Source organism: Geodermatophilus sp. URMC 60, from assembly GCF_053502585.1.
Map to the genome: position 1 here is coordinate 4,851,716 of NZ_CP199958.1, position 23,044 is coordinate 4,874,759.

Here is a 23,044-nt window from a genome sequence, read left to right on the forward strand (position 1 = left end):
TGGTGGTGAGGGCCCGTCAGCGAAATGGTTGTCCGGCGGCGTCCTACTCTCCCACCCCGTCTCCAGGGCAGTACCATCGGCGCTGAGAGGCTTAGCTTCCGGGTTCGGAATGGAACCGGGCGTTTCCCTCTCGCCATGGCCGCCGTAACACTGCGAACTTCCCGACCCCGGGGCGCCCCGCGGATGCGGGGTGGGGTTGGTGCGTTCAGAACCGCACAGTGGACGCGTGACATCTGCTTCTGGGCACGACCGGCCCCCGAACAGCGGTGGGGGGTGGTGTAGTCGTGTGGTCAAGCCCTCGGCCTGTTAGTACCGGTCAGCTCCACACCTTGCGGTGCTTCCACTTCCGGCCTATCAACCCGCTGGTCTGGGCGGGGGCCTTACCCGGTTGATCCGGTGAGAGACCTCATCTTGAAGCGAGCTTCCCGCTTAGATGCTTTCAGCGGTTATCCCTGCCGAACGTAGCCAACCAGCAGTGCACCTGGCGGTACAACTGGCACACCAGAGGTTCGTCCGTCCCGGTCCTCTCGTACTAGGGACAGCTCTTCGCAAGTCTCTTACGCGCACGGCGGATAGGGACCGAACTGTCTCACGACGTTCTAAACCCAGCTCGCGTACCGCTTTAATGGGCGAACAGCCCAACCCTTGGGACCTACTCCAGCCCCAGGATGCGACGAGCCGACATCGAGGTGCCAAACCATCCCGTCGATATGGACTCTTGGGGAAGATCAGCCTGTTATCCCCGGGGTACCTTTTATCCGTTGAGCGACACCGCTTCCACATGCCGGTGCCGGGTCACTAGTCCCAGCTTTCGCTCCTGCTCGACCCGTCGGTCTCACAGTCAAGCTCCCTTGTGCACTTGCACTCGACACCTGATTGCCAACCAGGCTGAGGGAACCTTTGGGCGCCTCCGTTACATTTTGGGAGGCAACCGCCCCAGTTAAACTACCCACCTGACACTGTTCCTGATCCGGATCACGGACCGAGGTTAGACATCCAATTCGACCAGAGTGGTATTTCAACGGCGACTCCATCCACACTGGCGTGCGGACTTCACAGTCTCCCACCTATCCTACACAAGCCGAACCGAACACCAATATCAAGCTGTAGTGAAGGTCCCGGGGTCTTTCCGTCCTGCCGCGCGTAACGAGCATCTTTACTCGTAGTGCAATTTCGCCGAGCCTGTGGTTGAGACAGCTGAGAAGTCGTTACGCCATTCGTGCAGGTCGGAACTTACCCGACAAGGAATTTCGCTACCTTAGGATGGTTATAGTTACCACCGCCGTTTACTGGCGCTTGAGTTCTGAGCTTCGCACACGAACGTGCACTAACCCGTCCCCTTAACGTTCCAGCACCGGGCAGGCGTCAGTCCGTATACATCGTCTTACGACTTCGCACGGACCTGTGTTTTTAGTAAACAGTCGCTTCTCACTGGTCTCTGCGGCCGCCCACCGCTGCCGCACGCTAGGTGCTTGACGGTCAACGGCCCCCCTTCTCCCGAAGTTACGGGGGCATTTTGCCGAGTTCCTTAACCACAGTTCGCTCGATCGCCTCGGTATTCTCTACCTGACCACCTGAGTTGGTTTGGGGTACGGGCCGCTCGGAACTCGCTAGAGGCTTTTCTCGGCAGCATAGGATCATCCCATTCACCGCAATCGGCTATGCGTCAGGCCTCACCCACGTGTGGAACGGATTTACCTGCTCCACGGGCCACACCCTTGCACCGGTACTACCACTCACCGGTAGGACTACCTTCCTGCGTCACCCCATCGCTTGCCTACTACCAGTCCGGGCCCCCAGCTCCACCGCCGGGCCCACAAGTGGGCCCACCGGCTTCGGTGGGTTAGCATCGCTGGGTTCGGCATGGGCGTTCCTTCGCGGGTACGGGAATATCAACCCGTTGTCCATCGACTACGCCTGTCGGCCTCGCCTTAGGTCCCGACTCACCCTGGGCGGATTAGCCTGGCCCAGGAACCCTTGGTCTTCCGGCGGGGGAGGTTCTCACTCCCCTCTCGCTACTCATGCCTGCATTCTCACTCGCGTGGCGTCCACGGCTGGATTCCTCCGCCGCTTCACCCGCCACACGACGCTCCCCTACCCACCCCGCCACCTGGCCGGCACCCGAGGGTGCCGACGGGCGAACGGCGGAGTGCCACGGCTTCGGCGGTGTGCTTGAGCCCCGCTACATTGTCGGCGCGGAACCACTTGACCAGTGAGCTATTACGCACTCTTTCAAGGATGGCTGCTTCTAAGCCAACCTCCTGGTTGTCTCTGCGATCCCACATCCTTTTCCACTTAGCACACGCTTAGGGGCCTTAGCCGATGATCTGGGCTGTTTCCCTCTCGACTACGAACCTTATCGCCCGCAGTCTCACTGCCGCGCTCTCACTTACCGGCATTCGGAGTTTGGTTGACGTCAGTAACCTTGTGGGGCCCATCGGCCATCCAGTGCTCTACCTCCGGCAAGAAACACGCGACGCTGCACCTAAATGCATTTCGGGGAGAACCAGCTATCACCGAGTTTGATTGGCCTTTCACCCCTACCCACAGCTCATCCCCCAGGTTTTCAACCCTGGTGGGTTCGGTCCTCCACGCGGTCTTACCCGCGCTTCAACCTGGCCATGGGTAGATCACTCGGCTTCGGGTCTAGAGCACGCGACTCACACGCCCTGTTCGGACTCGCTTTCGCTACGGCTACCCCTCACGGGTTAACCTCGCCACGTACCACTAACTCGCAGGCTCATTCTTCAAAAGGCACGCAATCACCGCCGCACCCCGAAGGTGCGCTTGCACGGCTCTCACGGCTTGTAGGCACACGGTTTCAGGTACTATTTCACTCCCCTCCCGGGGTACTTTTCACCTTTCCCTCACGGTACTCGTCCGCTATCGGTCACCAGGGAGTATTCAGGCTTAGCGGGTGGTCCCGCCGGATTCACACCGAATTTCACGGGCTCGGTGCTACTTGGGAAACACGTTCGGGAGGTGCAGCGTTTTCGTGTACGGGGCTCTCACCCTCTACGGCGACCCCTTCCAGAGGCCTTCCACTAACGACAGCACTTTCTCACTCCCTCGCCAGCCGGCAGACTGGCGCGAACGGTCCCACGACCCCGCTTCCACAACCCCTGCCGGGTATCACATGGAAACGGTTTAGCCTCATCCGCTTTCGCTCGCCACTACTCACGGAATCACGGTTGTTTTCTCTTCCTGTGGGTACTGAGATGTTTCACTTCCCCACGTTCCCTCCACACGCCCTATGTGTTCAGGCGCGGGTCACACCACATGACTGGTGCGGGGTTCCCCCATTCGGACATCCTCGGATCAACGCTCGGTTGGCAGCTCCCCGAGGCTTATCGCAGCCTCCTACGTCCTTCATCGGCTCCTGGTGCCCAGGCATCCACCGTGTGCCCTTAACAACTTGGCCACACCACTACAACACACCCCACGCACACCCCGACCCCCACCGGCCGCTCCACTCCTCCACGCGGGAAGAACGAAACGACCACGGCAGAAGACCTGCGGATGTCACGCGGGCCTGCAATCAAAGAAGATGCTCGCGTCCACTGTGCAGTTCTCAACGACCAACCGGCCACCACCCGGTGCTGCGCCCCGCCGAACCCCACCCCACCCCCGCGAACAACGCAGGAGCGACGGCGAGTGGTACGAGGACCCGGGCGGCCCCGACCGAGACAACACACCCCCACCCGGCGCACCGCGCCGGCCTCCGGGGGTCCGCTCCCTCAGGACCCAACAGCGTGCCTACGACCCCGCACCCGCCACCGACCCCGTTCCCCGCACACCCCACCAGGAGGCATGCCGTACTAGGAGCCGGCAACAAGCCGGCGGCCGAACTGGTCAGCGTTCCACCCTCGAGCACCACCCCAGCAACCCGCGACCGCTCCGACCGGAGCGACCATCCCGTGCTGAGCGCGGCTCTGCACCACCGGCCCCGATCCGGGACCCGGCGGCGAGATGCTCCTTAGAAAGGAGGTGATCCAGCCGCACCTTCCGGTACGGCTACCTTGTTACGACTTCGTCCCAATCGCCGATCCCGCCTTCGACGGCTCCCTCCCACCAGGGGTTGGGCCACCGGCTTCGGGCGTTACCGACTTTCGTGACGTGACGGGCGGTGTGTACAAGGCCCGGGAACGTATTCACCGCAGCGTTGCTGATCTGCGATTACTAGCGACTCCAACTTCATGGGGTCGAGTTGCAGACCCCAATCCGAACTGAGACCGGCTTTTTGGGATTCGCTCCACCTCGCGGTATCGCAGCCCTTTGTACCGGCCATTGTAGCATGTTTGCAGCCCTAGACATAAGGGGCATGATGATTTGACGTCATCCCCACCTTCCTCCGAGTTGACCCCGGCAGTCTCCCATGAGTCCCCACCACTACGTGCTGGCAACATGGAACGAGGGTTGCGCTCGTTGCGGGACTTAACCCAACATCTCACGACACGAGCTGACGACAACCATGCACCACCTGTGCACGACGCCAAAGGCACCCCGCATCTCTGCGAGATTTCCGTGCATGTCAAGCCTAGGTAAGGTTCTTCGCGTTGCATCGAATTAAGCAACATGCTCCGCCGCTTGTGCGGGCCCCCGTCAATTCCTTTGAGTTTTAGCCTTGCGGCCGTACTCCCCAGGCGGGGCGCTTAATGCGTTAGCTGCGGCACGGAGACCGTGGAATGGCCCCCACACCTAGCGCCCAACGTTTACGGCGTGGACTACCAGGGTATCTAATCCTGTTCGCTCCCCACGCTTTCGCTCCTCAGCGTCAGTTGTTGCCCAGAGACCCGCCTTCGCCACCGGTGTTCCTCCTGATATCTGCGCATTTCACCGCTACACCAGGAATTCCAGTCTCCCCTGCAACACTCAAGTCTGCCCGTATCGACTGCAGGCCCGGAGTTGAGCTCCGGGTTTTCACAGCCGACGCGACAAACCGCCTACGAGCTCTTTACGCCCAATAATTCCGGACAACGCTTGCACCCTACGTATTACCGCGGCTGCTGGCACGTAGTTGGCCGGTGCTTCTTCTGCAGGTACCGTCACCTCACGGCTTCGTCCCTGCTGAAAGAGGTTTACAACCCGAAGGCCGTCATCCCCCACGCGGCGTCGCTGCGTCAGGCTTCCGCCCATTGCGCAATATTCCCCACTGCTGCCTCCCGTAGGAGTCTGGGCCGTGTCTCAGTCCCAGTGTGGCCGGTCACCCTCTCAGGCCGGCTACCCGTCGTCGCCTTGGTAGGCCACTACCCCACCAACAAGCTGATAGGCCGCGGGCCCATCCCCAGCCGGAAACCCTTTCCACCACCAGACCATGCGGTCAGCGGTCATATCCGGTATTAGCCCCAATTTCTTGGAGTTATCCCAGAGCCGGAGGCAGGTTGCCCACGTGTTACTCACCCGTTCGCCACTGATCCCCATCCGAAGACGGTTCACCGTTCGACTTGCATGTGTTAAGCACGCCGCCAGCGTTCGTCCTGAGCCAGGATCAAACTCTCCGTAGATGCTTGACATCCCGGCCTGACAGACCAAGAGCTGACACTCTCGTACATCCATCAACCCAAAGAAACCCACAAAAAAGGGGTTGTTACTTGGCACTGACTTTCGGCACGCTGTTGAGTTCTCAAGGAGCGGACGCGCAGTGACTCGACCCTCTCGGGCTTCGTCTCTGGCGGCTTGTCCTACTGTACGCCGTCTTCGGAGTCCTGCACCCGGGGGTGCTCTCCGCGGCCCTCCCGGGCCCGTCCGGCGCGTAGAGAACCATACACGACGCTCGGCGGGGGTGCGCAAGTCGGCGCAGGGCGTCCCACGTCACAGGTGGCCCCGCACAGCGCTGGCGGAGGGTGCGGAGGACGGGTCCTCGCTCAGAGGCCGAGGAAGGTCTCGATGCCGACGGTCAGGCCGGGGTGCCGGCCCACCTCGCGGACGGCGAGGAGGACGCCGGGCATGAAGGACGCCCGGTCGTAGGAGTCGTGCCGCAGCGTCAGGGTCTCGCCCGAGGCCCCCATGAGCACCTCCTGGTGCGCGACCAGACCGGTCAGCCGGACGGCGTGCACGGGGATGCCCTCGACGTCGGCGCCCCGGGCCCCCGGGAGGGAGTCGGTCGTTGCGTCCGGCGAGGCCGGCATGCGGGCCGCCCGTCGGGCGGCTGCCACCAGGCGGGCGGTCCGCACCGCCGTCCCCGACGGTGCGTCGACCTTGTTGGGGTGGTGCAGCTCGACGATCTCCGTGGACGGGAAGAAGCGCGCCGCCTCCTGGGCGAACCTCATGAGGAGCACGGCGCCGATGCCGAAGTTCGGGGCGATGACCACACCGACGTCGGGCTTGGGCTCGAGCCACCCGGCGACGGTGGCGAGCTTGGCCTCGTCGAAGCCGGTCGTGCCGACGACGCAGTGGATGTTGTTGTCGATGCAGAAGCGGATGTTGTCCATGACGACGTCGGGCCGGGTGAAATCCACGACAACCTGCGCGCCGGCGTTGGCCACGTCGAAGAGCCAGTCCCCCGCGTCGACCATGGCGACGAGCTCGAGGTCCTCGGCAGCGTTGACCGCCTTGACGACCTCGGTGCCCATCCGTCCGCGGGCGCCCAGGACACCGACGGGGACGAGGGGGCTCTCGCCGGCTGGGGCGGTGGAACCGTGCTGGTCGGGGGCGGCGGAGCTCGTGGTCACCGGGTCAGGCTTCCCGTCACCGGCGCACGATGCAAGGCAGCCCCGGTGGTCACTGGCGGGTGCGCCGTCCGGCCCAGGCCCAGGCCAGCAGGCCGACGAGGACGCCGACGACGTCGGCGACCCAGTCGGCCACCGACGCCGACCGTTCCAGCGCCGACATCCCCTGGACGACCTCGCTGATCGCGGCGTACCCCACCAGGAGCGTGCCGAGGACGCCGGCCCGGGCTCCGGCCCACCTGCCGCTGCTCGCCAGGGCGGCGAAGAGCAGCAGGTGCACCAGCTTGTCCACGCCCGGCGGGGACGAGGGGACGTCGTCCGCCGGGGCGAACAGCACGGCGAGCGACACCAGGACGACGACGGCGAACACGCCACGCGACAGTGCGCCGTGGACGGCGAGGGCCGGGTGCGGGCGCGACATCAGAGCCGGTCGAGCTCCGACTCGCGGTAGGGCCCCACCACGGCCAGGCAGGTGTCACGGGTGAGCAGCTCGGCGGCGACGGTGCGGACCTGGTCCTCGTCGACGCCGTCCAGCCGATCGAGCACCTCCCGCACGGGCAGGTACTCCCCGTAGGACAGCTCGCTCTTCCCCAGCCGGCTCATCCGCGAGCCGGTGTCCTCCAGGCCGAGGACCAGTCCGCCCTTGAGCTGACCGCGCCCGCGGACGACCTCCTCGGCGGTCAGCCCGTCGGCCGCCACGCGCGCGAGCTCCTGGCGGACCAGCCGCAGCACCTCGGGCACCCGCTTGGGCGAGCAGCCCGCGTAGACGGAGAACGAGCCGGTGCCGGCGTAGTGCGACAGCGACGAGCCGACGCTGTACACCAGTCCACGCTTCTCCCGGATCTCCTGGAACAGCCGCGAGCTCATGCCCCCGCCGACCGCGGTCTCCATGACCGCCGCCGCGTAGCGCCGCTCGTCGAGCCGGCCCAGGCCGACCGAGCCGAGCAGCAGGTGGGTCTGCTCCGTGCGCCGCCGGACGAGCCCCGTCGGGCGGGCAGGGGTGGTCGCCGCCCCCTCCTCGCCCGACCGCAGCGGTGCCGGACGCGCCGTGCCCGACAGCCGGGAGCCGAAGGCGGCGGTGACCAGGTCCAGCACCTGCTGGTGCTCGACCCTGCCGGCGGCGGTGACCACGATGGAAGGGACGGTGTAGCGCCGGCGGTACCAGCCGTCGACGTCGTCCCGGGTCAAGGCCTCGATGGACTCGACCGTGCCGAGCACCGACCGGCCCAGCGCGGTACCGCCGAACAGGGTCTCGGCGAAGAGGTCGTGCACCAGGTCGGAGGGCTCGTCGTCGCGCATGGCGATCTCCTCGAGCACCACCGTCCGCTCGCTCTCCAGGTCCGCCGCCGTGTTGAGCGCGTCGGTGACCAGGTCGCCGAGCAGGGTGACGGCCAGCGGGAGGTCGCTGGCGAGCACGTTCGCGTAATAGCAGGTGTGCTCCTTGGCGGTGAAGGCGTTCATCTCACCGCCGACGGCGTCCATGGCCGTCGCGATCTCCAGCGCGCTGCGGCTGCCGGTCCCCTTGAACAGCAGGTGCTCGAGGAAGTGCGAGGAGCCGGCGACCGCGTCGGTCTCGTCCCGCGAGCCGACGCCGACCCAGATGCCGACGGTCGCCGACAGCACCCCGGGCATCGTCTCGGTGAGCACCCGCAGGCCACCGGGGAGTTCGGTGCGCTCGACCCGGCCGCCGACCTCGTCGACGTCCAGGACCACGGTCTCCCCGACACCGGCCGGGGCCGGGACGGGCGCGGTGGCGCCCGTCCCGGCCCCGGTCAGAGCCCGCGTCCGGTCCGTGGTCACGTGTCCTCCTCGCCGACGCTCGTCGGACACGTGCCCCGTGGTGCTCTGCCCTCGCACGACCTCGCGAGCTCGGTCATGCCTCCGCGGGCGCGGCGTCGACAGCCGGCGCGGCCTCGGCAGCGCCGTCCTCCTCGGCCGCGACCGGCACGAGGCTGATCTTGCCGCGGGCGTCGATGTCGGTGATCTCGACCTGCAGCTTGTCGCCGACGTTGACGACGTCCTCGACCTTGCCGATCCGCTTGCCGCCGCCGAGCTTGCTGATGTGCACCAGGCCGTCCTTGCCGGGGAGCAGGGAGACGAAGGCGCCGAACGGCGTGGTCTTGACAACGGTGCCGAGGAAGCGCTCGCCGACCTTGGGCATCTGCGGGTTGGCGATGGCGTTGATCCGGTCCACCGCGGCCTGGGCCGAGGGGCCGTCGGAGGCGCCGACGTAGATGGTGCCGTCGTCCTCGATGGTGATGTCCGCGCCGGTCTCGTCCTGGATGGCGTTGATCATCTGGCCCTTGGGGCCGATGACCGCGCCGATCTTGTCGACCGGGATGCGCACCGTGGTGACCCGCGGGGCGTACGGGCTCATCTCGTCGGGGCCGTCGATGGCCTCGTTCATCACGTCGAGGATGTGCAGCCGGGCGGCGCGGGCCTGGGTCAGCGCCTGGGCCAGCACGTCGGACGGGATGCCGTCGAGCTTGGTGTCCAGCTGCAGCGCGGTGACGAAGTCCCGGGTGCCGGCGACCTTGAAGTCCATGTCCCCGAAGGCGTCCTCGGCACCGAGGATGTCGGTCAGGGCGACGTACTCGGTCTTGCCGTCGACCTCGTCGGAGACCAGGCCCATGGCGATGCCGGCGACCGGGGCGCGCAGCGGCACACCGGCGTTCAGCAGCGCCAGGGTCGAGGCGCAGACCGAGCCCATGGACGTCGAGCCGTTGGAGCCCAGCGCCTCGGACACCTGCCGGATCGCGTAGGGGAACTCCTCGCGGTCGGGCAGCACCGGCAGCAGCGCACGCTCGGCGAGCGCGCCGTGGCCGATCTCCCGGCGCTTGGGCGAACCGACCCGGCCGGTCTCACCCGTCGAGTACGGCGGGAAGTTGTAGTTGTGCATGTAGCGCTTGCGGTTCACCGGCGAGAGGGTGTCCAGCTGCTGCTCCATGCGGAGCATGTTCAGCGTGGTGACGCCGAGGATCTGGGTCTCGCCGCGCTCGAACAGCGCCGAGCCGTGCACCCGCGGGATGACCTCGACCTCGGCCGAGAGCGGGCGGATGTCGGTGAGGCCACGGCCGTCGATGCGGACCTTGTCCCGCAGGATGCGCTGGCGGACGACCTTCTTGGTCAGCGCGCGGAAGGCCGCGGAGATCTCCTTCTCCCGGCCCTCGAACTGGCCCGCGAGCGCGGCGACCGTCTCGTCCTTGAGCTCGTCGGTGGCGTCGTTGCGCTCCTGCTTGGCCGCGATCGCCTGGACCTCGGCCAGCCGCGCGCCCGCGTGCGCCTCGACGGCGGCGTAGACGTCGTCCTGGTGGTCGAGGAAGCGCGGGAAGTCCGCGACCGGCTTGGCGGCCTTCTCGGCCAGCGCCGACTGGGCGTCGCACAGCGCCTTGATGAAGGGCTTCGCGGCCTCGAGGCCCTGGGCGACGACCTCCTCGGTCGGCGCGGTGGCGCCACCGGCGACGAGCTCGATGGTCTTCTCGGTCGCCTCCGCCTCGACCATCATGATCGCGACGTCGCCGTCCGGGAGGACGCGGCCGGCCACGACCATGTCGAAGACGGCGTCCTCGAGCTCCGTGTGGGTCGGGAAGCCCACCCACTGGCCGTTGACCAGGGCGACGCGGGTGCCGCCGACCGGGCCGGAGAACGGCAGGCCCGAGAGCTGGGTCGACGCCGAGGCGCCGTTGATGGCCAGCACGTCGTAGAGGTGGCCGGGGTCCAGCGACAGGACGGTGATGACCACCTGGACCTCGTTGCGCAGGCCCTTGGCGAAGGTCGGGCGCAGCGGGCGGTCGATGAGCCGGCAGGTGAGGATCGCGTCCTCGGAGGGACGGCCCTCGCGGCGGAAGAACGAGCCGGGGATGCGCCCGGCGGCGTACATGCGCTCCTCGACGTCCACCGTCAGCGGGAAGAAGTCGAAGTGGTCCTTGGGCTGCTTGCTGGCCGTGGTGGCCGACAGCAGCATCGTGTCGCCCATGCTGACGACGACGGAGCCGGCGGCCTGCTTGGCCAGCCGGCCGGTCTCGAAGGTGATGCTGCGGCTGCCGAAGCTGCCGTTGTCGATGACCGCGGTGGCGGTGGTCACCCCGTCCTCGGGGTCGAACTCCGCAGCGGTGCTGTTCTGGGTGGTGGGTGCGGACACGGTGTCCTCTTCCTACGTCGCATGCGGCGACGTCCTCTTGTGGCGTCTGCGCCGAACTGCGCCCGGGTGACCGGTCTTCGATCGAAGCCCACGGGAGACGTTCCCCCTCACCGGGAGGGGCATGCCCGGGGGCCACTACCGAGGACCGACCAGCGTCGGGTCTCCGGCGCGCGGCCTGGACCCGTGCGGCGGGTGCCGCACGAGAGAGGGGACCGTCCCGGCCGGGACGGTCCCCTCTGGTTCACCGGCGCAGGCCGAGCCGCTCGATGAGCGACCGGTACCGGTTGATGTCGGTCTTGGCCAGGTAGTTCAGCAGCCGGCGACGACGACCGACCAGCAGGAGCAGCCCCCGCCGGCTGTGGTGGTCGTGCTTGTGCTGCTTGAGGTGCTCGGTCAGGTCGCTGATCCGGCGGGTCAGCATCGCGACCTGCACCTCGGGCGAGCCGGTGTCCCTCTCGACCGTGGCGTAGTCGGTCATGATCTGCTGCTTCGTCGCGCTGTCGAGCGCCATGGATCGCCTCCGGAGGCAGGTCACGTGTGGCCCCCGGTCTCTGTCACGAGGGCAGGCTGCACACAGGTCGGGTCGACCGACCACCCACGAAGATACCAGCGCGGGTGTGCCACCCCGCCGCGACGGCTCGACGCCGACGGGACCCGGGACGTTCCACTGCCTCGCCGGGGACGGCACCTGGCCGGGCGTCTCCGTCCCGGGGCCCGCGGGGTCTCCGGGACCGGGACACGGGAAGCGGCTCAGCCCGGCTCGGGGACGGCACCTGGCCGCGGTGCCGGCCGATACGCCGACGACGTGATCTCACGGGTCCGGGCGACGTCGCGGTCCATCTGGGCGATCAACTCCTCGACGCCGGCGAACGCGGTCATCGGGCGCAGCCGCTGCACGAACTCCACGCCGACGTGCTCGCCGTAGAGGTCGCCGTCGAAGTCGAGCAGGTGCGCCTCGACCGTGCGCCGGGTGCCCTGGAACGTGGGGTTCGTGCCGACCGAGATCGCCGCCGGTGAGGTGCTCACGCTGGCCCCGGTGCGTGGGTCGAGGATGACCAGCCCGCCGGCGTAGACGCCGTCGGCGGGGATGGCGGTGAACGGCGGGGACTCCACGTTGGCCGTCGGGTAGCCCAGCTCGCGGCCGCGCCGTTCCCCGCGGACGACGACGCCCTCGATGCGGTGCGGCCGCCCCAGCGCCCGCGCGGCCGACACCATGTCCCCGGCCGCGACGCAGGCCCGGATGTAGGTCGAGGAGATGGTGATCTCACCGTCGGCCGAGGACTCACCGGCCAGCGGCACGGGCTCCACGGTGAAGCCGAACCGCCGTCCCTCCTGGGCGAGGGTGGCGACCGTGCCGGCCGCGCGGTGCCCGTAGGTGAAGTTCTCCCCCACCACCACCGAGGCGGCGTGCAGGTGCTGCACCAGCACGGTGTGGGTGAACGTCTCCGGCGAGAGCCGCATGAACTCGGGGGTGAACGGCAGGACGCACATCTCGTCCACGCCGAGCCCGGCGACGAGCTCGGCCTTGCGGTCCAGCGAGGTGAGGATCGCCGGGTGCGACCCCGGCCGCACCACCTCGGAGGGGTGCGGGTCGAAGGTGAGCAGCAGGCAGGGCCGGCCCAGCGCGCGGGCGCGCGCCACGGCCGTGCCGATCAGCTGCTGGTGGCCGCGGTGGACGCCGTCGTACATGCCGACGGTGACCACCGTGCGTCCCAGGTCCCCGGGCGTGGCCTCCAGCCCCCGCCACTGGCGCACGTCGATGCGTCCGGCCCGCTCAGGCGACCCGGTGCAGCCAGCCGTGGGTGTCGGGCACCCGGCCGTGCTGGATGTCGAGCAGGTGCTCGCGCAGCCGCATGGTCAGCGGCCCGGGCTCGCCGTCGCCGACGGTGAAGTCGCCGGTGCGCGCCTTGACCTCGCCGACCGGGGTGATGACCGCCGCGGTGCCGCAGGCGAAGGTCTCGGTGACCGTGCCGTCGGCGACGCCCGAGCGCCACTCCTCCACGCTGAACCTCCGCTCGGTGACCCGGTGGCCCATCTCGCGGGCGACGGTGATCAGCGAGTCGCGGGTGATGCCGGGCAGCAGGGTGCCGGTGAGCTCGGGGGTGACCAGCTCGGCGTCGTCCCCGGAGCCGAGGACGAAGAACAGGTTCATCCCGCCCATCTCCTCGACGTAACGCTTCTCCACCGCGTCGAGCCACACGACCTGGTCGCAGCCGGCGTCGATCGCCTGCTCCTGGGCCAGCAGGCTGGCGGCGTAGTTGCCGGCGCACTTGACGTCGCCGGTGCCGCCGGGCGCGGCCCGGATGTAGTCCTCCGACAGGTACACCGAGACCGGGTGGACGCCGCGGGGGAAGTAGGCGCCGGCCGGGCTGGCGATCACCAGGAACAGGTACTCGTGCGCCGGGCGGACGCCGAGGAACGGCTCGGTCGCCAGCTGGTAGGGGCGCAGGTACAGCGTCTGGTCGGGGCCGGTGGGCACCCAGTCGCGGTCGGCCTCGACGAGGCTGTCGACGGCGGCGAGGAAGGCCTCCTCGGGCACCGGCGGCATGGCCAGCCGCTTGGCGCCGCGGACGAAGCGGGCGGCGTTGGCCTCGGGGCGGAAGGTGGCGACGCTGCCGTCGGGCTGGGCGTAGGCCTTGAGCCCCTCGAAGATCGACTGCGCGTAGTGCAGCGCGGCGGTGGCCGGGTCGACCTGGAGCGGCGCGTAGGAGGTCAGCCGGGCGTCGTACCAGCCCTCGCCGGCGCGGTACCGCGCGACGAACATCGAGTCGGTGAAGTAGCGGCCGAAGCCGGGGTCGGCGAGCAGGGCGTCGCGCTCCGCGGTGGGACGACGCTGCACGTCCTCCACGACCACCGGCACGCCCTCGGTGAACACCCGGGAAGAGGTACGGCTGTCGGCGAGCGTGTCGGTCATGGCTCCCACCTGCGGCGTGCGCGGATCCGAGGGGCGGTCCGGCGGCTGCCGGACCGCCCGCCCACCCTAGCTCCGCCGCCGACCGCTCCGGCGGCGACCGCCGCGGGCGGTCACGGCCGGTCGGGCGCCGCGCTCTCGATCACCTCGTAGGACCACAGGTGGGAGGAGTTGCTGGCGGCCGGGGCCAGCTCGGACCCACCGCCCTCGTGGGCGCGGGCGAAGTCCTGACCGGACTCCCACGCCCGGTAGGCGTCCTCGCTCTCCCACCGGGTGTAGACGAGGTACTGGTCGGTGCCCTCCAGCGGGCGCAGCAACTCGAACCACTCGAAGCCCGGGGTGCTCTCGACGGCACCGGCGCGGCCCTTGAAGCGCTCCTCGAAGCGCTCCTGCTTGTCCTTGGGCACGGTGATCGCGTTGATCTTGACGACGCTCATGGACGCCCCCTTCCCGGCGGGGCCACCGGTCAATCCCGTGATCCTGCGGGCCACGTGGGCGCGGCGACGATGGCGCGATGACCGCTGCCGCACCGGCACCGCGGCCCGGCGTCCTCCTCGACGTCGACGGCACGCTGCTGGACACCAACTACTTCCAGGTCCTCGCCTGGTGGCGCGCCTTCCGCGACACCGGGCACCCGGAGGTCTCGATGGCCGACTGCCACCGCGCGATCGGCATCGCCAGCGCCGAGCTCGTCCCCCGCCTGCTCGGGGACGACGCTGCAGACACCGCGGACGTCGTCGAGGCGAAGGGCCGGCGCTACGAGCCGCTGCGCGAGCTCGTCGTCGCCTTCCCCCGCGTGGACGAGCTCCTGGAGGCGTGCCGGGAACGGGGGCTGGCCGCAGTGCTGGCGACCAGCGGCGAGGAGTCCGACCTGGAGTGGATGGTGCCGGCTATCGGCGGCGAGGACGTCGTCGACGGCGCCACCACGTCGGGCGACGTCGAGGCGGCCAAGCCCGCGCCCGACCTGCTGCAGACCGCCGTCGCCGACCACGGGCTGGACACCGGGCGCACCGTGGCGGTCGGCGACACGATCCGGGACGTGCAGTCGGCGCGGGACGCCGGGCTGCCCTGCATCGCCCTGACCTGCGGCGGCATCTCCCGGGCCGAGCTCGTGGACGCCGGCGCGGACGAGGTCTACGACGACCCCGCCGACCTGCTGGCCCACCTCGACGACTCGCTCATCGGCCGGGTCGCGCGGCCGGTGACGGCTGCGACGGCCCCGCGTCCGGGGCCGTCCCGAGCCTGCGAGGGACACGGAGGACGCGGGGTCCTCCTCAGGCGGGCGGGAAGCCCACCGCGACACGGGCGGTGGCGCCGGCGTCCTCGACCAGCGCGACCAACCGGTCCGCGCCGTCCACCGCGGCGTGCAGGCCGGGGGCGCCGGTGGCCGGGATCCGCTGCCCGTACCCGAGGGCGCGGGCCTCCTCGTCGGTCAGCGTGCGCACCGGGAAGACCGCACGTGCGGCCTCGGTGAGGCCGAGCACCCCGGCTCCCCCGCCGGCGGCCAGCGCCTGTCCCGCCTCCTCGACCGGCGCGGCCCCGCCCACCGCGAAGGGGCCGGAGGCGGTGCGGCGAAGGGCGGTGAGGTGCCCGCCGACGCCGAGCGCGGCGCCGGCATCCCGCGCGATGGCCCGGATGTAGGTGCCGGCCGTACAGGTGACGGTCGCGTCGACGTCGACCAGGTCCGGCGTGGGCCGGGTGACCCGGTGGACGTCGAGCCGGTGGACGGTGACCGGCCGCGGCTCCAGCACCACCTCCTCGCCGGCGCGCACCCGGTCGTAGGAGCGGCGGCCGGCGACCTTGACCGCGCTCACCGACGAGGGCACCTGCAGCAGCGGGCCGGTCTGCGCTGCGAGGGCGGCGGCGACCGCGTCGTCGTCCAGGTGCGCGGCCGAGGTGGTGGCGACGACGTCGCCCTCGCGGTCGTCGGTCACGGTGGACTGCCCGAGCCGGATCGTCGCCTCGTAGGTCTTGTCGTGGCCGCCGACGTACCCGAGCAGCCTGGTCGCCGTCCCGACGCCGAGGACCAGCAGGCCGGTGGCCATCGGGTCGAGGGTGCCGGCGTGGCCGACCCTGCGGACCGACAGCACCCGCCGGGCGCGCGCCACGACGTCGTGGGAGGTCATCCCGCCGGGCTTGTCGACCAGCAGGAGGCCCGGGGGGACGTCGGCGTCGGGACGGCGTCTACCCATCGGCTCGGCTCCGCCCTCGATCGGCGCGTCGGTCGCCGGCGCTCCCTGCGGTGCTCGCCCGGGCGTCGCCTCCGCGTCTGCTCACGCCGTCACGGTGTCAGGCGCGGCCAGCCACCTCTCACCCGCCACCCGGACGAGGACGGCGACCAGCCGGAGCGCGATGAAGAGGGTCAGGCCGGTCCACACACCGGCCAGCCCCCACCCGAGCGGGACGGCGAGCAGCGACAGCGGGACGAAGCCGACCAGCGCCGCGCCGATGGTCACCGTGCGCAGGTAGCCGACGTCCCCGGCGCCCATCAGCACGCCGTCCAGGGCGAAGACGACGCCGGCCAGCGGCTGCATCCCGGCGAGGAACCACCAGGCGACGGTCGCCTGCGCCACCACCTCGGGGTCGTCGGTGAACAGCGGCAGGGCCACCGGCCGCAGCGCCAGCAGCGCGGCCGCGACCACCACGCCGGTGCCCAGGCCCCAGAGGGTGACCCGGCGGGCGGTGTCGCGGGCGGCGTCCGGGCGGGTCGCACCGAGGGCCTGGCCGACCAGGGTCTGCGCCGCGATGGCGTAGGCGTCGAGCACCAGGGCGAGGAAGAAGAACAGCTGGATGGCGATCTGGTGCGCGCCGAGCTCGGCGGTGCCCGCGCGGGCGGCCACGCCGGTCGCGACGAGGAAGGACACCTGCAGGACGGCGGCCCGCAACAGCAGGTCGCGGCCGATGACCAGCTGGGCGAGCAGCGCGGCGGGTCGGGGCTGCCAGGCGACGTCCTCGCGCAGCAGCGACCGGACGAAGAGCGCGGCGGTGAGCGCCTGCCCGGCGACGTTGGCGATCGCCGAGCCGACCAGGCCGAGCCCGGCCGGGTGCACCAGCAGCGGGCAGAGCACCAGACTCGCCAGGCTCCCCACCAGGACGTAACGCATGGGGCGGCGCAGCTCCTGCACGCCACGCAGCCAGCCGTTGCCGGCCAGGGAGACCAGCAGCAGCGGCGCCCCGAGGGAGGCCACGCGCAGCCAGCCCTCCCCCGCCGCGGCGACCGGGCCGTCGCTGCCGGCGAGCAGCCGGGTGAGCGGGCCGGCGAGCACCTGGAAGAGCACGAGCACGGCCAGACCGAGGGCCAGCGCCAGCCAGGTGGCCTGCACGCCCTCGGCCACCGCGCCCGCCCGGTCGCCGGCACCGGCGCGGCGGGCGGCGCGGGCGGTGGTGCCGTAGGCGAGGAAGTTCAGCAGCGCGGCGGCCCACGCCAGGAGCCCGCCGCCGACGGCGAGCCCGCCCAGCGCGACGGTGCCCAGGTTCCCGACGACCGCGGTGTCCACCAGCAGGTAGAGCGGCTCGGCGGCCAGCACGACCAGGGCCGGCGCCGCCAGTGACAGGACCGAGGGGCTGCGGCTCACTCCGCGGTGAGCTCCGCCCGGATGCTGCGCACGGTGGCCTCGCGGTCGTCGTGCGAGGTGAACCCGGCGGCGGCGCGGTGGCCCCCACCGCCGAGCGCCATGGCGACGCGGGCGACGTCGGTGGCACCGCGGGAGCGCAGCGACACCGACCACGAGCCGTCGTCCTGGCCCTTGAGCACGCAGGCGACGTCGGCCTCCTGGGTGGCGCGGACGACGTCCACCAGCGCCTCGAGCTGCTCGCCGGGCAGGCCGTGCTCGGCGGCCTCGGCCGTGCTCGACCAGGTCCACACCAGGCCCGCGCCGACCTCGGCCTCCAGCACGGCGCGGCCGGCGACGACCGAGAGCAGCCCCAGCCAGGCGAACGGCGCGGTGTCGAACAGCCGCTGGCTGATGGCGGCGTGGTCGATGCCGGTCGCCAGCAGCCGGGCAGCGAGGTCGTGGGTGTCCGGGCGGGTGTTGCCGAACCGGAAGGACCCGGTGTCGGCGGCCAGCCCGGCGTACAGGCAGGTGGCCAGCCGCTCGTCGAGGGCGATGCCGAGCCCGTCGAGCAGGTCGGCGACGAGGACGACGGTCGCCGGCGCGGTCGGGTCGACGACGCGGACGTCGCCGAAGCCCGGGTTGCTCGCGTGGTGGTCGACGACCACGGAGGTGGCCGCGCCGTCCAGCAGCCCGGCCAGCTCCCCGAGCCGACCCGGCGAGGCGGCGTCGAGGCTGACGAACAGCTCGGGGGACGCGGGCACCGCCGACGAGGGCACCATCCCCTCGGCCCCGGGCAGCCACGCCAGCGACGCGGGCAGGGTGAAGGGGTCGGGGAACGTGGTCAGCACCCTGGCGCCGCGGCGCCGCAGGCCCTCGGCGAGGGCCAGCGTGCTGCCGAGGGCGTCGGCGTCGGGCTGCACGTGCCCGGAGAGGACGACGGTGGCCCTGGCCGCGGCCGCCTCGGCGAGCACGGCAGCGGCCCGGCCGGTCAGGTCCGTGCCGCGCGGGAGCGAGATCGTCACGAGTCCGGGCCGGGATCGGCGACCGGGGACGCGTTCTCCTCCTCGGTCACCGACCCGCCGCCGACCGGGTACCCCTCGCCGTCGCTGGGCTCGTCGGAGGCGATGCTCGGCGCGTCGCCGATCTCACCCCGCTTGCCGCCGAGGGTGGGATCGCCGGCGTCGGGCTCGGGGCGGCCGCCCAGCTCCGAGCGGCCCTGCCCCTCGTCGGGCAGGTTCGGGTCGGGGTCGTTCTCGCTCATCAGAGACTCCTGCTCCGGGTGGGCACGTCGCTGCTGTCCTCGGCAGCCCCGTCGTCCGGACGCTCCTCGGCGGAGTCGTCCTCGTCGTCGTCCTCGGCGGGACGGCGGTAGGGGTCGGCGTCACCGGCGTACTGGGCGCCGGCGCGGATGCGGGCCAGCTCGGCGTCGGCGTGCCGGACCCGCTCCAGCGCGGCGTCGAGCTCGCGGGCGGTGTCGGGCACGTGGTCGGCGACGAAGGTGAGCGTCGGCACGAACTTGATGCCCGTCTGCCTGCCGACGGTCGAGCGCAGCACACCGGTGGCCGAGGTCAGCGCCTTGGCGGAGTCCTCGACCTGGGTGGCGTCGCCGTACACGGTGTAGAAGACCGTCGCCTCGCGCAGGTCGCTGGTCACCTTGGCGTCGGTGACGGTCACCATGCCCAGGCGTGGGTCCTTGACCTGGGTCTCGATCGCGGCGGAGACGATCTGGCGGATGCGCACCGCGAGCTTGCGGGCGCGGGCCGGGTCGGCCATCGGACCTCCTGGTGGTGGGCGCCCCTGCGGGCGCGGGTGGTACGGACCCCGGGCGCCCCCGGGTGGCCCCCTGCGGGGTCCCGCCGCGAGCCTGCGAGCGGTGGGGGCAGGGGTCCTCAGTCGGTGTCGCTGAACAGCTGCCGGTGCGTCGAGAGCAGCGTCACCTCCGGCCGCTCGGCCAGCAACCGCTCGCAGGCGTCGAGGACGTCGGCCACCTGGCCGGCGTCCCCGGCCACCGTGGCCACCCCCACCTGCACGCGGCGGTGCAGGTCCTGGTCCCCGACCTCGGCGGCGGCCACGGCGTAGCGGCGCCGCAGCTCGGCCACGATCGGCCGGACGACGGCGCGTTTGCCCTTGAGCGAGTGGACGTCGCCCAGCAGCAGGTCGGCGGTGAGCGTGCCGGTGAACACGCTCACCGCCTCCCTACCTACTGCAACGTGCTGGAACGGCCCCGCTGCAGGGACCCGAGCCGAGCGTGCGAGGCGCGGGGGCAGCGGGGCCCTTTCTCAGGCGCGCGGCTTCTCGCGCATCTCGAAGGTCTCGATGACGTCCTCGACCTTGATGTCGTTGAACGACCCGAGACCGATACCGCACTCGTAGCCCTCGCGGACCTCGGTCACGTCGTCCTTGAAGCGACGCAGCGACTCGACGGTGAGACCGTCGGCCACGACGACGCCGTCGCGGACCAGCCGGGCCCGGGAGTTCCGGGTGATCGTCCCGCTGCGGACGATGGAGCCCGCGACGTTGCCGATCCGCGGCACGCGGAAGACCTCGCGGACCTCCGCCGAACCGAGCCCGACCTCCTCGTACTCCGGCTTGAGCATGCCCTTGAGGGCCGCCTCGATCTCCTCGATCGCCTGGTAGATGACCGAGTAGTACCGGACGTCGACACCCTCGCGGTTGGCGAGCTCGGTGGCCTGCCCCTCGGCCCGGACGTTGAAGCCCAGGACGATGACGTCGTCGGCCAGCGCGAGGTCGATGTCGCTCTTGGTGATGCCACCGACGCCGCGGTGGATGACCCGCAGCGAGATGTCGTCGCTCACCTCGATCTTCATCAGGGCCTCTTCGAGCGCCTCGACGGTGCCCGAGTTGTCGCCCTTGATGATCAGGTTGAGCTGACGGTTCTCCTTGAGCGCCGCGTCGAGGTCCTCGAGGCTGATCCGCTTGCGCATGGAGGCGTTCTGCGCGTTGCGGATGCGGGCCTGGCGGCGGTCGGCGATCTGCCGCGCCACCCGGTCCTCCTCGACGACGAGGAAGGTGTCACCGGCACGGGGCACCGAGGTGAGACCCACGACCTGCACGGGGCGGGCCGGCAGGGCCTCCTTCAGCTTGTTGCCGTGCTCGTCGAGCAGCGACCGGACGCGACCGTAGGCGTCGCCGGCCACGATCGAGTCGCCCTGGCGCAGCGTGCCGCGCTGGACGAGCACCGTGGCGACGGGGCCGCGGCCCTTGTCCAGCTTGCCCTCGATCACCACGCCCTGCGGGTCCTGCTCGGTGTTCGCGCGCAGGTCCAGCGAGGCGTCGGCGGTCAGCAGGATCGCCGTGAGCAACTCGTCGATGCCCTGGCGGGTGGTCGCGGAGACGTCGACGAACATCGTGTCGCCGCCGTACTCCTCGGCCACCAGCCCGTACTCGGTGAGCTGCTGACGGATCTTGGCGGGGTTGGCCCCCTCCTTGTCGATCTTGTTGACCGCGACCACGATCGGCACCTCGGCGGCCTGGGCGTGGTTGAGCGCCTCGACCGTCTGTGGCATGACGCCGTCGTCGGCCGCCACGACCAGGACGACGATGTCGGTGACCTTCGCGCCTCGGGCACGCATGGCGGTGAACGACTCGTGACCCGGGGTGTCGATGAAGGTGATCGGCCGCTCGTCGTCCTCCAGCTCGGTGGTGATCTGGTAGGCGCCGATGTGCTGGGTGATGCCGCCGGCCTCCCGCGCCACCACGTTGGTGTTGCGGATGGCGTCGAGCAGCTTGGTCTTGCCGTGGTCGACGTGACCCATGACGGTCACCACCGGCGGACGGGCTTCCCAGTCCTCCTGGTCACCCTCGTCGCCGAAGGTGAGGTCGAAGGTCTCGAGCAGCTCGCGGTCCTCGTCCTCGGGGCTGACCACCTGGATGTCCCAGTCGATCTCGGCACCGAGCAGCTGCAGCGTCTCGTCGTTGACCGACTGGGTCGCGGTGACCATCTCGCCCAGGTGGAACAGGGCGGTGACCAGCGCGGCCGGCTGGGCGCCGATCTTCTCGGCGAGATCGGTCAGCGAGGCACCGCGCGGCAGCCGGACGGTCTGCCCGTTGCCCCGCGGCAGGCTGACGCCGCCCATGCTGGGCGCCGCCATGGAGTCGAACTCCTGGCGCCGCTGCTTCTTGCTCTTGCGCCCGCGGACCGGGCCACGCCCGCCGGGACGACCGAAGGCACCCGCGGTACCGGCACCGGAGCCACCACGGCCCCGGCCGCGGCCACCGCCGCCGCCACCGGCACGGAAGCCACCGCCGGCGGGTGCACCGCCGCCACCGGGGCCACCACCGCCACCGGGACGGAAGCCGCCGCCACCGCCGGGGCCACCGCCGGGACGACCACGGCCGGCGGGCGCACCGGGACGGCCGGCGCCGGCCGGCCGGGGCGGCATCATGCCGGGCGAGGGACGCTGCGGCATCATCCCCGGGTTCGGGCGCGGACCGCCGGGACCGGCCGCCGGGCGCGGACCGCCCGCACCGGGACCCGGACGCTGGCCACCGGCCGCCGGGCGCGGACCGCCGGCGCCGGGACCCGGACGCGGGCCACCCGGGCCGGCAGGGCCGGGACGCGGACCACCGGCGCCGGGACCCGGGCGCGGGCCACCGGCGGGGCCGGGACGCGGCGCGCCGCCGGCCGGAGCCGGACGGGGAGCGCTGCTGAAGGGGTTGTTGCCCGGACGCGGAGCCGGGCGCGGGCCCGGTCGCGGACCGGCACCCGGAGCGGCCGGGCGCGGACCCGGGGTGGGACCGCCGGCCGGACCGGGGCGCGGGGCACCTCCCGGACGCGGGCCGCTGGGCGCCGCGGGCTGCTGGGTCGGCGCGCTCGCCGCCGGGGCCTGCGGCTCCGGAGCGGTCGGCCGCGGGCCGGGCACGGGCGCGCCGGGACGGGCCGCACCCGGACGCGGGCCCGGAGTGGGCGCGCCGGGGACACCGGTCACCGGCGACTGCGGAGCGGGAGCCGGAGCGGACGGCGCCACGGGCGCGGGCGCCGCAGGGGCGGACGGCGCGGCCGGAGCCGCGGCGGCCGGGGCCTGCGAGGGGCGCGGACCGGGACGCGGAGCGGGCCTCGGGGCGGCCTGACCCCCGCCGTTGCCGCCGCCGTTGGAACCGGACGCGACGAAGGCCTCCCGGAGCCGCCGGGCCACGGGGGCCTCGACGGTGGAGGAGGCGGACTTCACGAACTCGCCCTGCTCCTTGAGCTTGGCGAGCACGGTCTTGCTGTCGACACCGAACTCCTTGGCGAGTTCGTGTACGCGGGCTTTGCCTGGCACGGATCTCCTCTTGTGAGGCCGGCGGCTTGCCCGCGCGACCTCGTCGTCAGTACTGCATGGTCTGGCTTGTCATCGTGGGGACTTCACGGCTTGCTCATCCGACGACGTCCTGCTCTCGACGTGCGGACCCGCCGGGTGCGGGTCCGTCTGTGTTGGTGCGGTTGTCGTTCGTGCGTGCTCGCCCGTCCGGGACCCCGCTGCCCGCGGGCGCCGCAGGCGCGCCGAGGACGTGGTCCCGGAGCGGACCGGCCTCCACCGGGGAGCCGCCGCCTCCGGGGAGGCGCAGCGCCCGGGGGAAGGCCCGGCGTCGCTCCGCTGCGTGCAGGCACTCCGGGGTGGGGTGCAGCGAGGCGCCCCGGCCGGGGAGCCTCCGTCGCGAGTCGGGGACGAGTGCCCCGTCCCGCGCGACGACGCGCAGTAGCTCGGTGACCGGAGCGCGCTTCCGGCAGCCCACACAGGTGCGCACCGGGATCGACGTTTCGGCCACC

At 71.0% G+C, this 23,044-nt stretch carries 16 protein-coding genes, 3 rRNA genes and 2 pseudogenes; 1 reads left to right on the top strand and 20 read right to left on the bottom strand.

Annotated elements, in window-relative coordinates; genetic code table 11:
* Window positions 1-30 precede the first annotated feature (30 nt).
* From rrf to ACWIX3_RS22880, 11 genes are all read right to left on the bottom strand, one after another.
* Window positions 31-147, bottom strand: a 5S ribosomal RNA gene (rrf, locus tag ACWIX3_RS22830).
* Window positions 148-286: 139 nt separating this feature from the next.
* A 23S ribosomal RNA gene (locus tag ACWIX3_RS22835) occupies window positions 287-3,421 on the bottom strand.
* A 559-nt stretch (window positions 3,422-3,980) separates the two neighbouring features.
* A 16S ribosomal RNA gene (locus tag ACWIX3_RS22840) occupies window positions 3,981-5,504 on the bottom strand.
* The 16S, 23S and 5S rRNA genes sit together here, the layout of an rRNA operon.
* Window positions 5,505-5,864: 360 nt before the next feature.
* Window positions 5,865-6,671 (bottom strand): 4-hydroxy-tetrahydrodipicolinate reductase, encoded by an 807-nt coding sequence (gene dapB, locus ACWIX3_RS22845; RefSeq protein WP_448609639.1) that lies wholly within the window; start codon window positions 6,669-6,671, stop codon window positions 5,865-5,867.
* A gap of 49 nt (window positions 6,672-6,720) precedes the next feature.
* Window positions 6,721-7,089: a VanZ family protein gene (locus tag ACWIX3_RS22850; RefSeq protein WP_448609640.1), complete on the bottom strand. Its 369-nt coding sequence runs from the start codon at window positions 7,087-7,089 to the stop codon at window positions 6,721-6,723.
* Window positions 7,089-8,468 carry a M16 family metallopeptidase gene (locus ACWIX3_RS22855; protein WP_448609641.1) on the bottom strand — a complete coding sequence of 460 codons (1,380 nt, stop codon included), beginning with the start codon at window positions 8,466-8,468 and terminating at the stop codon, window positions 7,089-7,091. Before ACWIX3_RS22855 ends, ACWIX3_RS22850 begins: the two co-directional genes overlap by 1 nt.
* A 73-nt stretch (window positions 8,469-8,541) precedes the next feature.
* Window positions 8,542-10,809: a polyribonucleotide nucleotidyltransferase gene (locus ACWIX3_RS22860; RefSeq protein WP_448609642.1), complete on the bottom strand. Its 2,268-nt coding sequence runs from the start codon at window positions 10,807-10,809 to the stop codon at window positions 8,542-8,544.
* 241 nt (window positions 10,810-11,050) lie between these two features.
* Complete coding sequence (rpsO, locus tag ACWIX3_RS22865) at window positions 11,051-11,320, bottom strand: 30S ribosomal protein S15 (protein ID WP_091382653.1); 270 nt, start codon at window positions 11,318-11,320, stop codon at window positions 11,051-11,053.
* 239 nt (window positions 11,321-11,559) lie between these two features.
* Complete coding sequence (locus ACWIX3_RS22870; protein WP_448609643.1) at window positions 11,560-12,564, bottom strand: bifunctional riboflavin kinase/FAD synthetase; 1,005 nt, start codon at window positions 12,562-12,564, stop codon at window positions 11,560-11,562.
* A gap of 19 nt (window positions 12,565-12,583) precedes the next feature.
* Window positions 12,584-13,723 (bottom strand): branched-chain amino acid aminotransferase, encoded by a 1,140-nt coding sequence (locus ACWIX3_RS22875; protein WP_448609644.1) that lies wholly within the window; start codon window positions 13,721-13,723, stop codon window positions 12,584-12,586.
* A gap of 110 nt (window positions 13,724-13,833) precedes the next feature.
* Window positions 13,834-14,157: an antibiotic biosynthesis monooxygenase family protein gene (locus ACWIX3_RS22880; protein ID WP_448609645.1), complete on the bottom strand. Its 324-nt coding sequence runs from the start codon at window positions 14,155-14,157 to the stop codon at window positions 13,834-13,836.
* Window positions 14,158-14,234: 77 nt separating this feature from the next.
* Between ACWIX3_RS22880 and ACWIX3_RS22885 the strand changes: the two are divergent.
* Window positions 14,235-14,855 (top strand): annotated as a pseudogene (locus ACWIX3_RS22885) (HAD family hydrolase); the annotation flags it as partial.
* Window positions 14,856-14,994: 139 nt separating this feature from the next.
* Here the strand turns inward: ACWIX3_RS22885 and truB are convergent.
* The 9 genes and pseudogenes from truB to ACWIX3_RS22930 form a co-directional block, all read right to left on the bottom strand.
* Window positions 14,995-15,912 carry a tRNA pseudouridine(55) synthase TruB gene (truB, locus tag ACWIX3_RS22890; RefSeq protein ID WP_448609646.1) on the bottom strand — a complete coding sequence of 306 codons (918 nt, stop codon included), beginning with the start codon at window positions 15,910-15,912 and terminating at the stop codon, window positions 14,995-14,997.
* Window positions 15,913-15,993: 81 nt separating this feature from the next.
* Window positions 15,994-17,295 carry an MATE family efflux transporter gene (locus ACWIX3_RS22895; protein ID WP_448609647.1) on the bottom strand — a complete coding sequence of 434 codons (1,302 nt, stop codon included), beginning with the start codon at window positions 17,293-17,295 and terminating at the stop codon, window positions 15,994-15,996.
* Entirely contained in the window at window positions 17,292-18,296 is a 1,005-nt protein-coding gene (locus ACWIX3_RS22900) for a DHH family phosphoesterase (RefSeq protein ID WP_448609648.1), read from the bottom strand. Before ACWIX3_RS22900 ends, ACWIX3_RS22895 begins: the two co-directional genes overlap by 4 nt.
* Entirely contained in the window at window positions 18,293-18,535 is a 243-nt protein-coding gene (locus ACWIX3_RS22905; RefSeq protein ID WP_448609649.1) for a hypothetical protein, read from the bottom strand. The genes ACWIX3_RS22900 and ACWIX3_RS22905 overlap by 4 nt, the downstream gene beginning before the upstream one ends.
* Window positions 18,535-19,047 carry a 30S ribosome-binding factor RbfA gene (gene rbfA / locus ACWIX3_RS22910; RefSeq protein WP_448609650.1) on the bottom strand — a complete coding sequence of 171 codons (513 nt, stop codon included), beginning with the start codon at window positions 19,045-19,047 and terminating at the stop codon, window positions 18,535-18,537. Before rbfA ends, ACWIX3_RS22905 begins: the two co-directional genes overlap by 1 nt.
* 116 nt (window positions 19,048-19,163) lie before the next feature.
* On the bottom strand, window positions 19,164-19,463 hold the full coding sequence (locus ACWIX3_RS22915) for a DUF503 domain-containing protein (RefSeq protein ID WP_448609651.1): 300 nt from the start codon (window positions 19,461-19,463) through the stop codon (window positions 19,164-19,166).
* A gap of 90 nt (window positions 19,464-19,553) precedes the next feature.
* Window positions 19,554-21,386, bottom strand: a complete 1,833-nt coding sequence (gene infB / locus ACWIX3_RS22920; protein WP_448612498.1) for a translation initiation factor IF-2 — start codon at window positions 21,384-21,386, stop codon at window positions 19,554-19,556.
* 1,029 nt (window positions 21,387-22,415) lie between these two features.
* Window positions 22,416-22,556 (bottom strand): annotated as a pseudogene (locus tag ACWIX3_RS22925) (translation initiation factor IF-2 N-terminal domain-containing protein); the annotation flags it as partial.
* 94 nt (window positions 22,557-22,650) lie between these two features.
* Window positions 22,651-23,043 (bottom strand): YlxR family protein, encoded by a 393-nt coding sequence (locus ACWIX3_RS22930; protein ID WP_448609652.1) that lies wholly within the window; start codon window positions 23,041-23,043, stop codon window positions 22,651-22,653.
* Between the last annotated feature and the right edge of the window lies 1 nt (window position 23,044).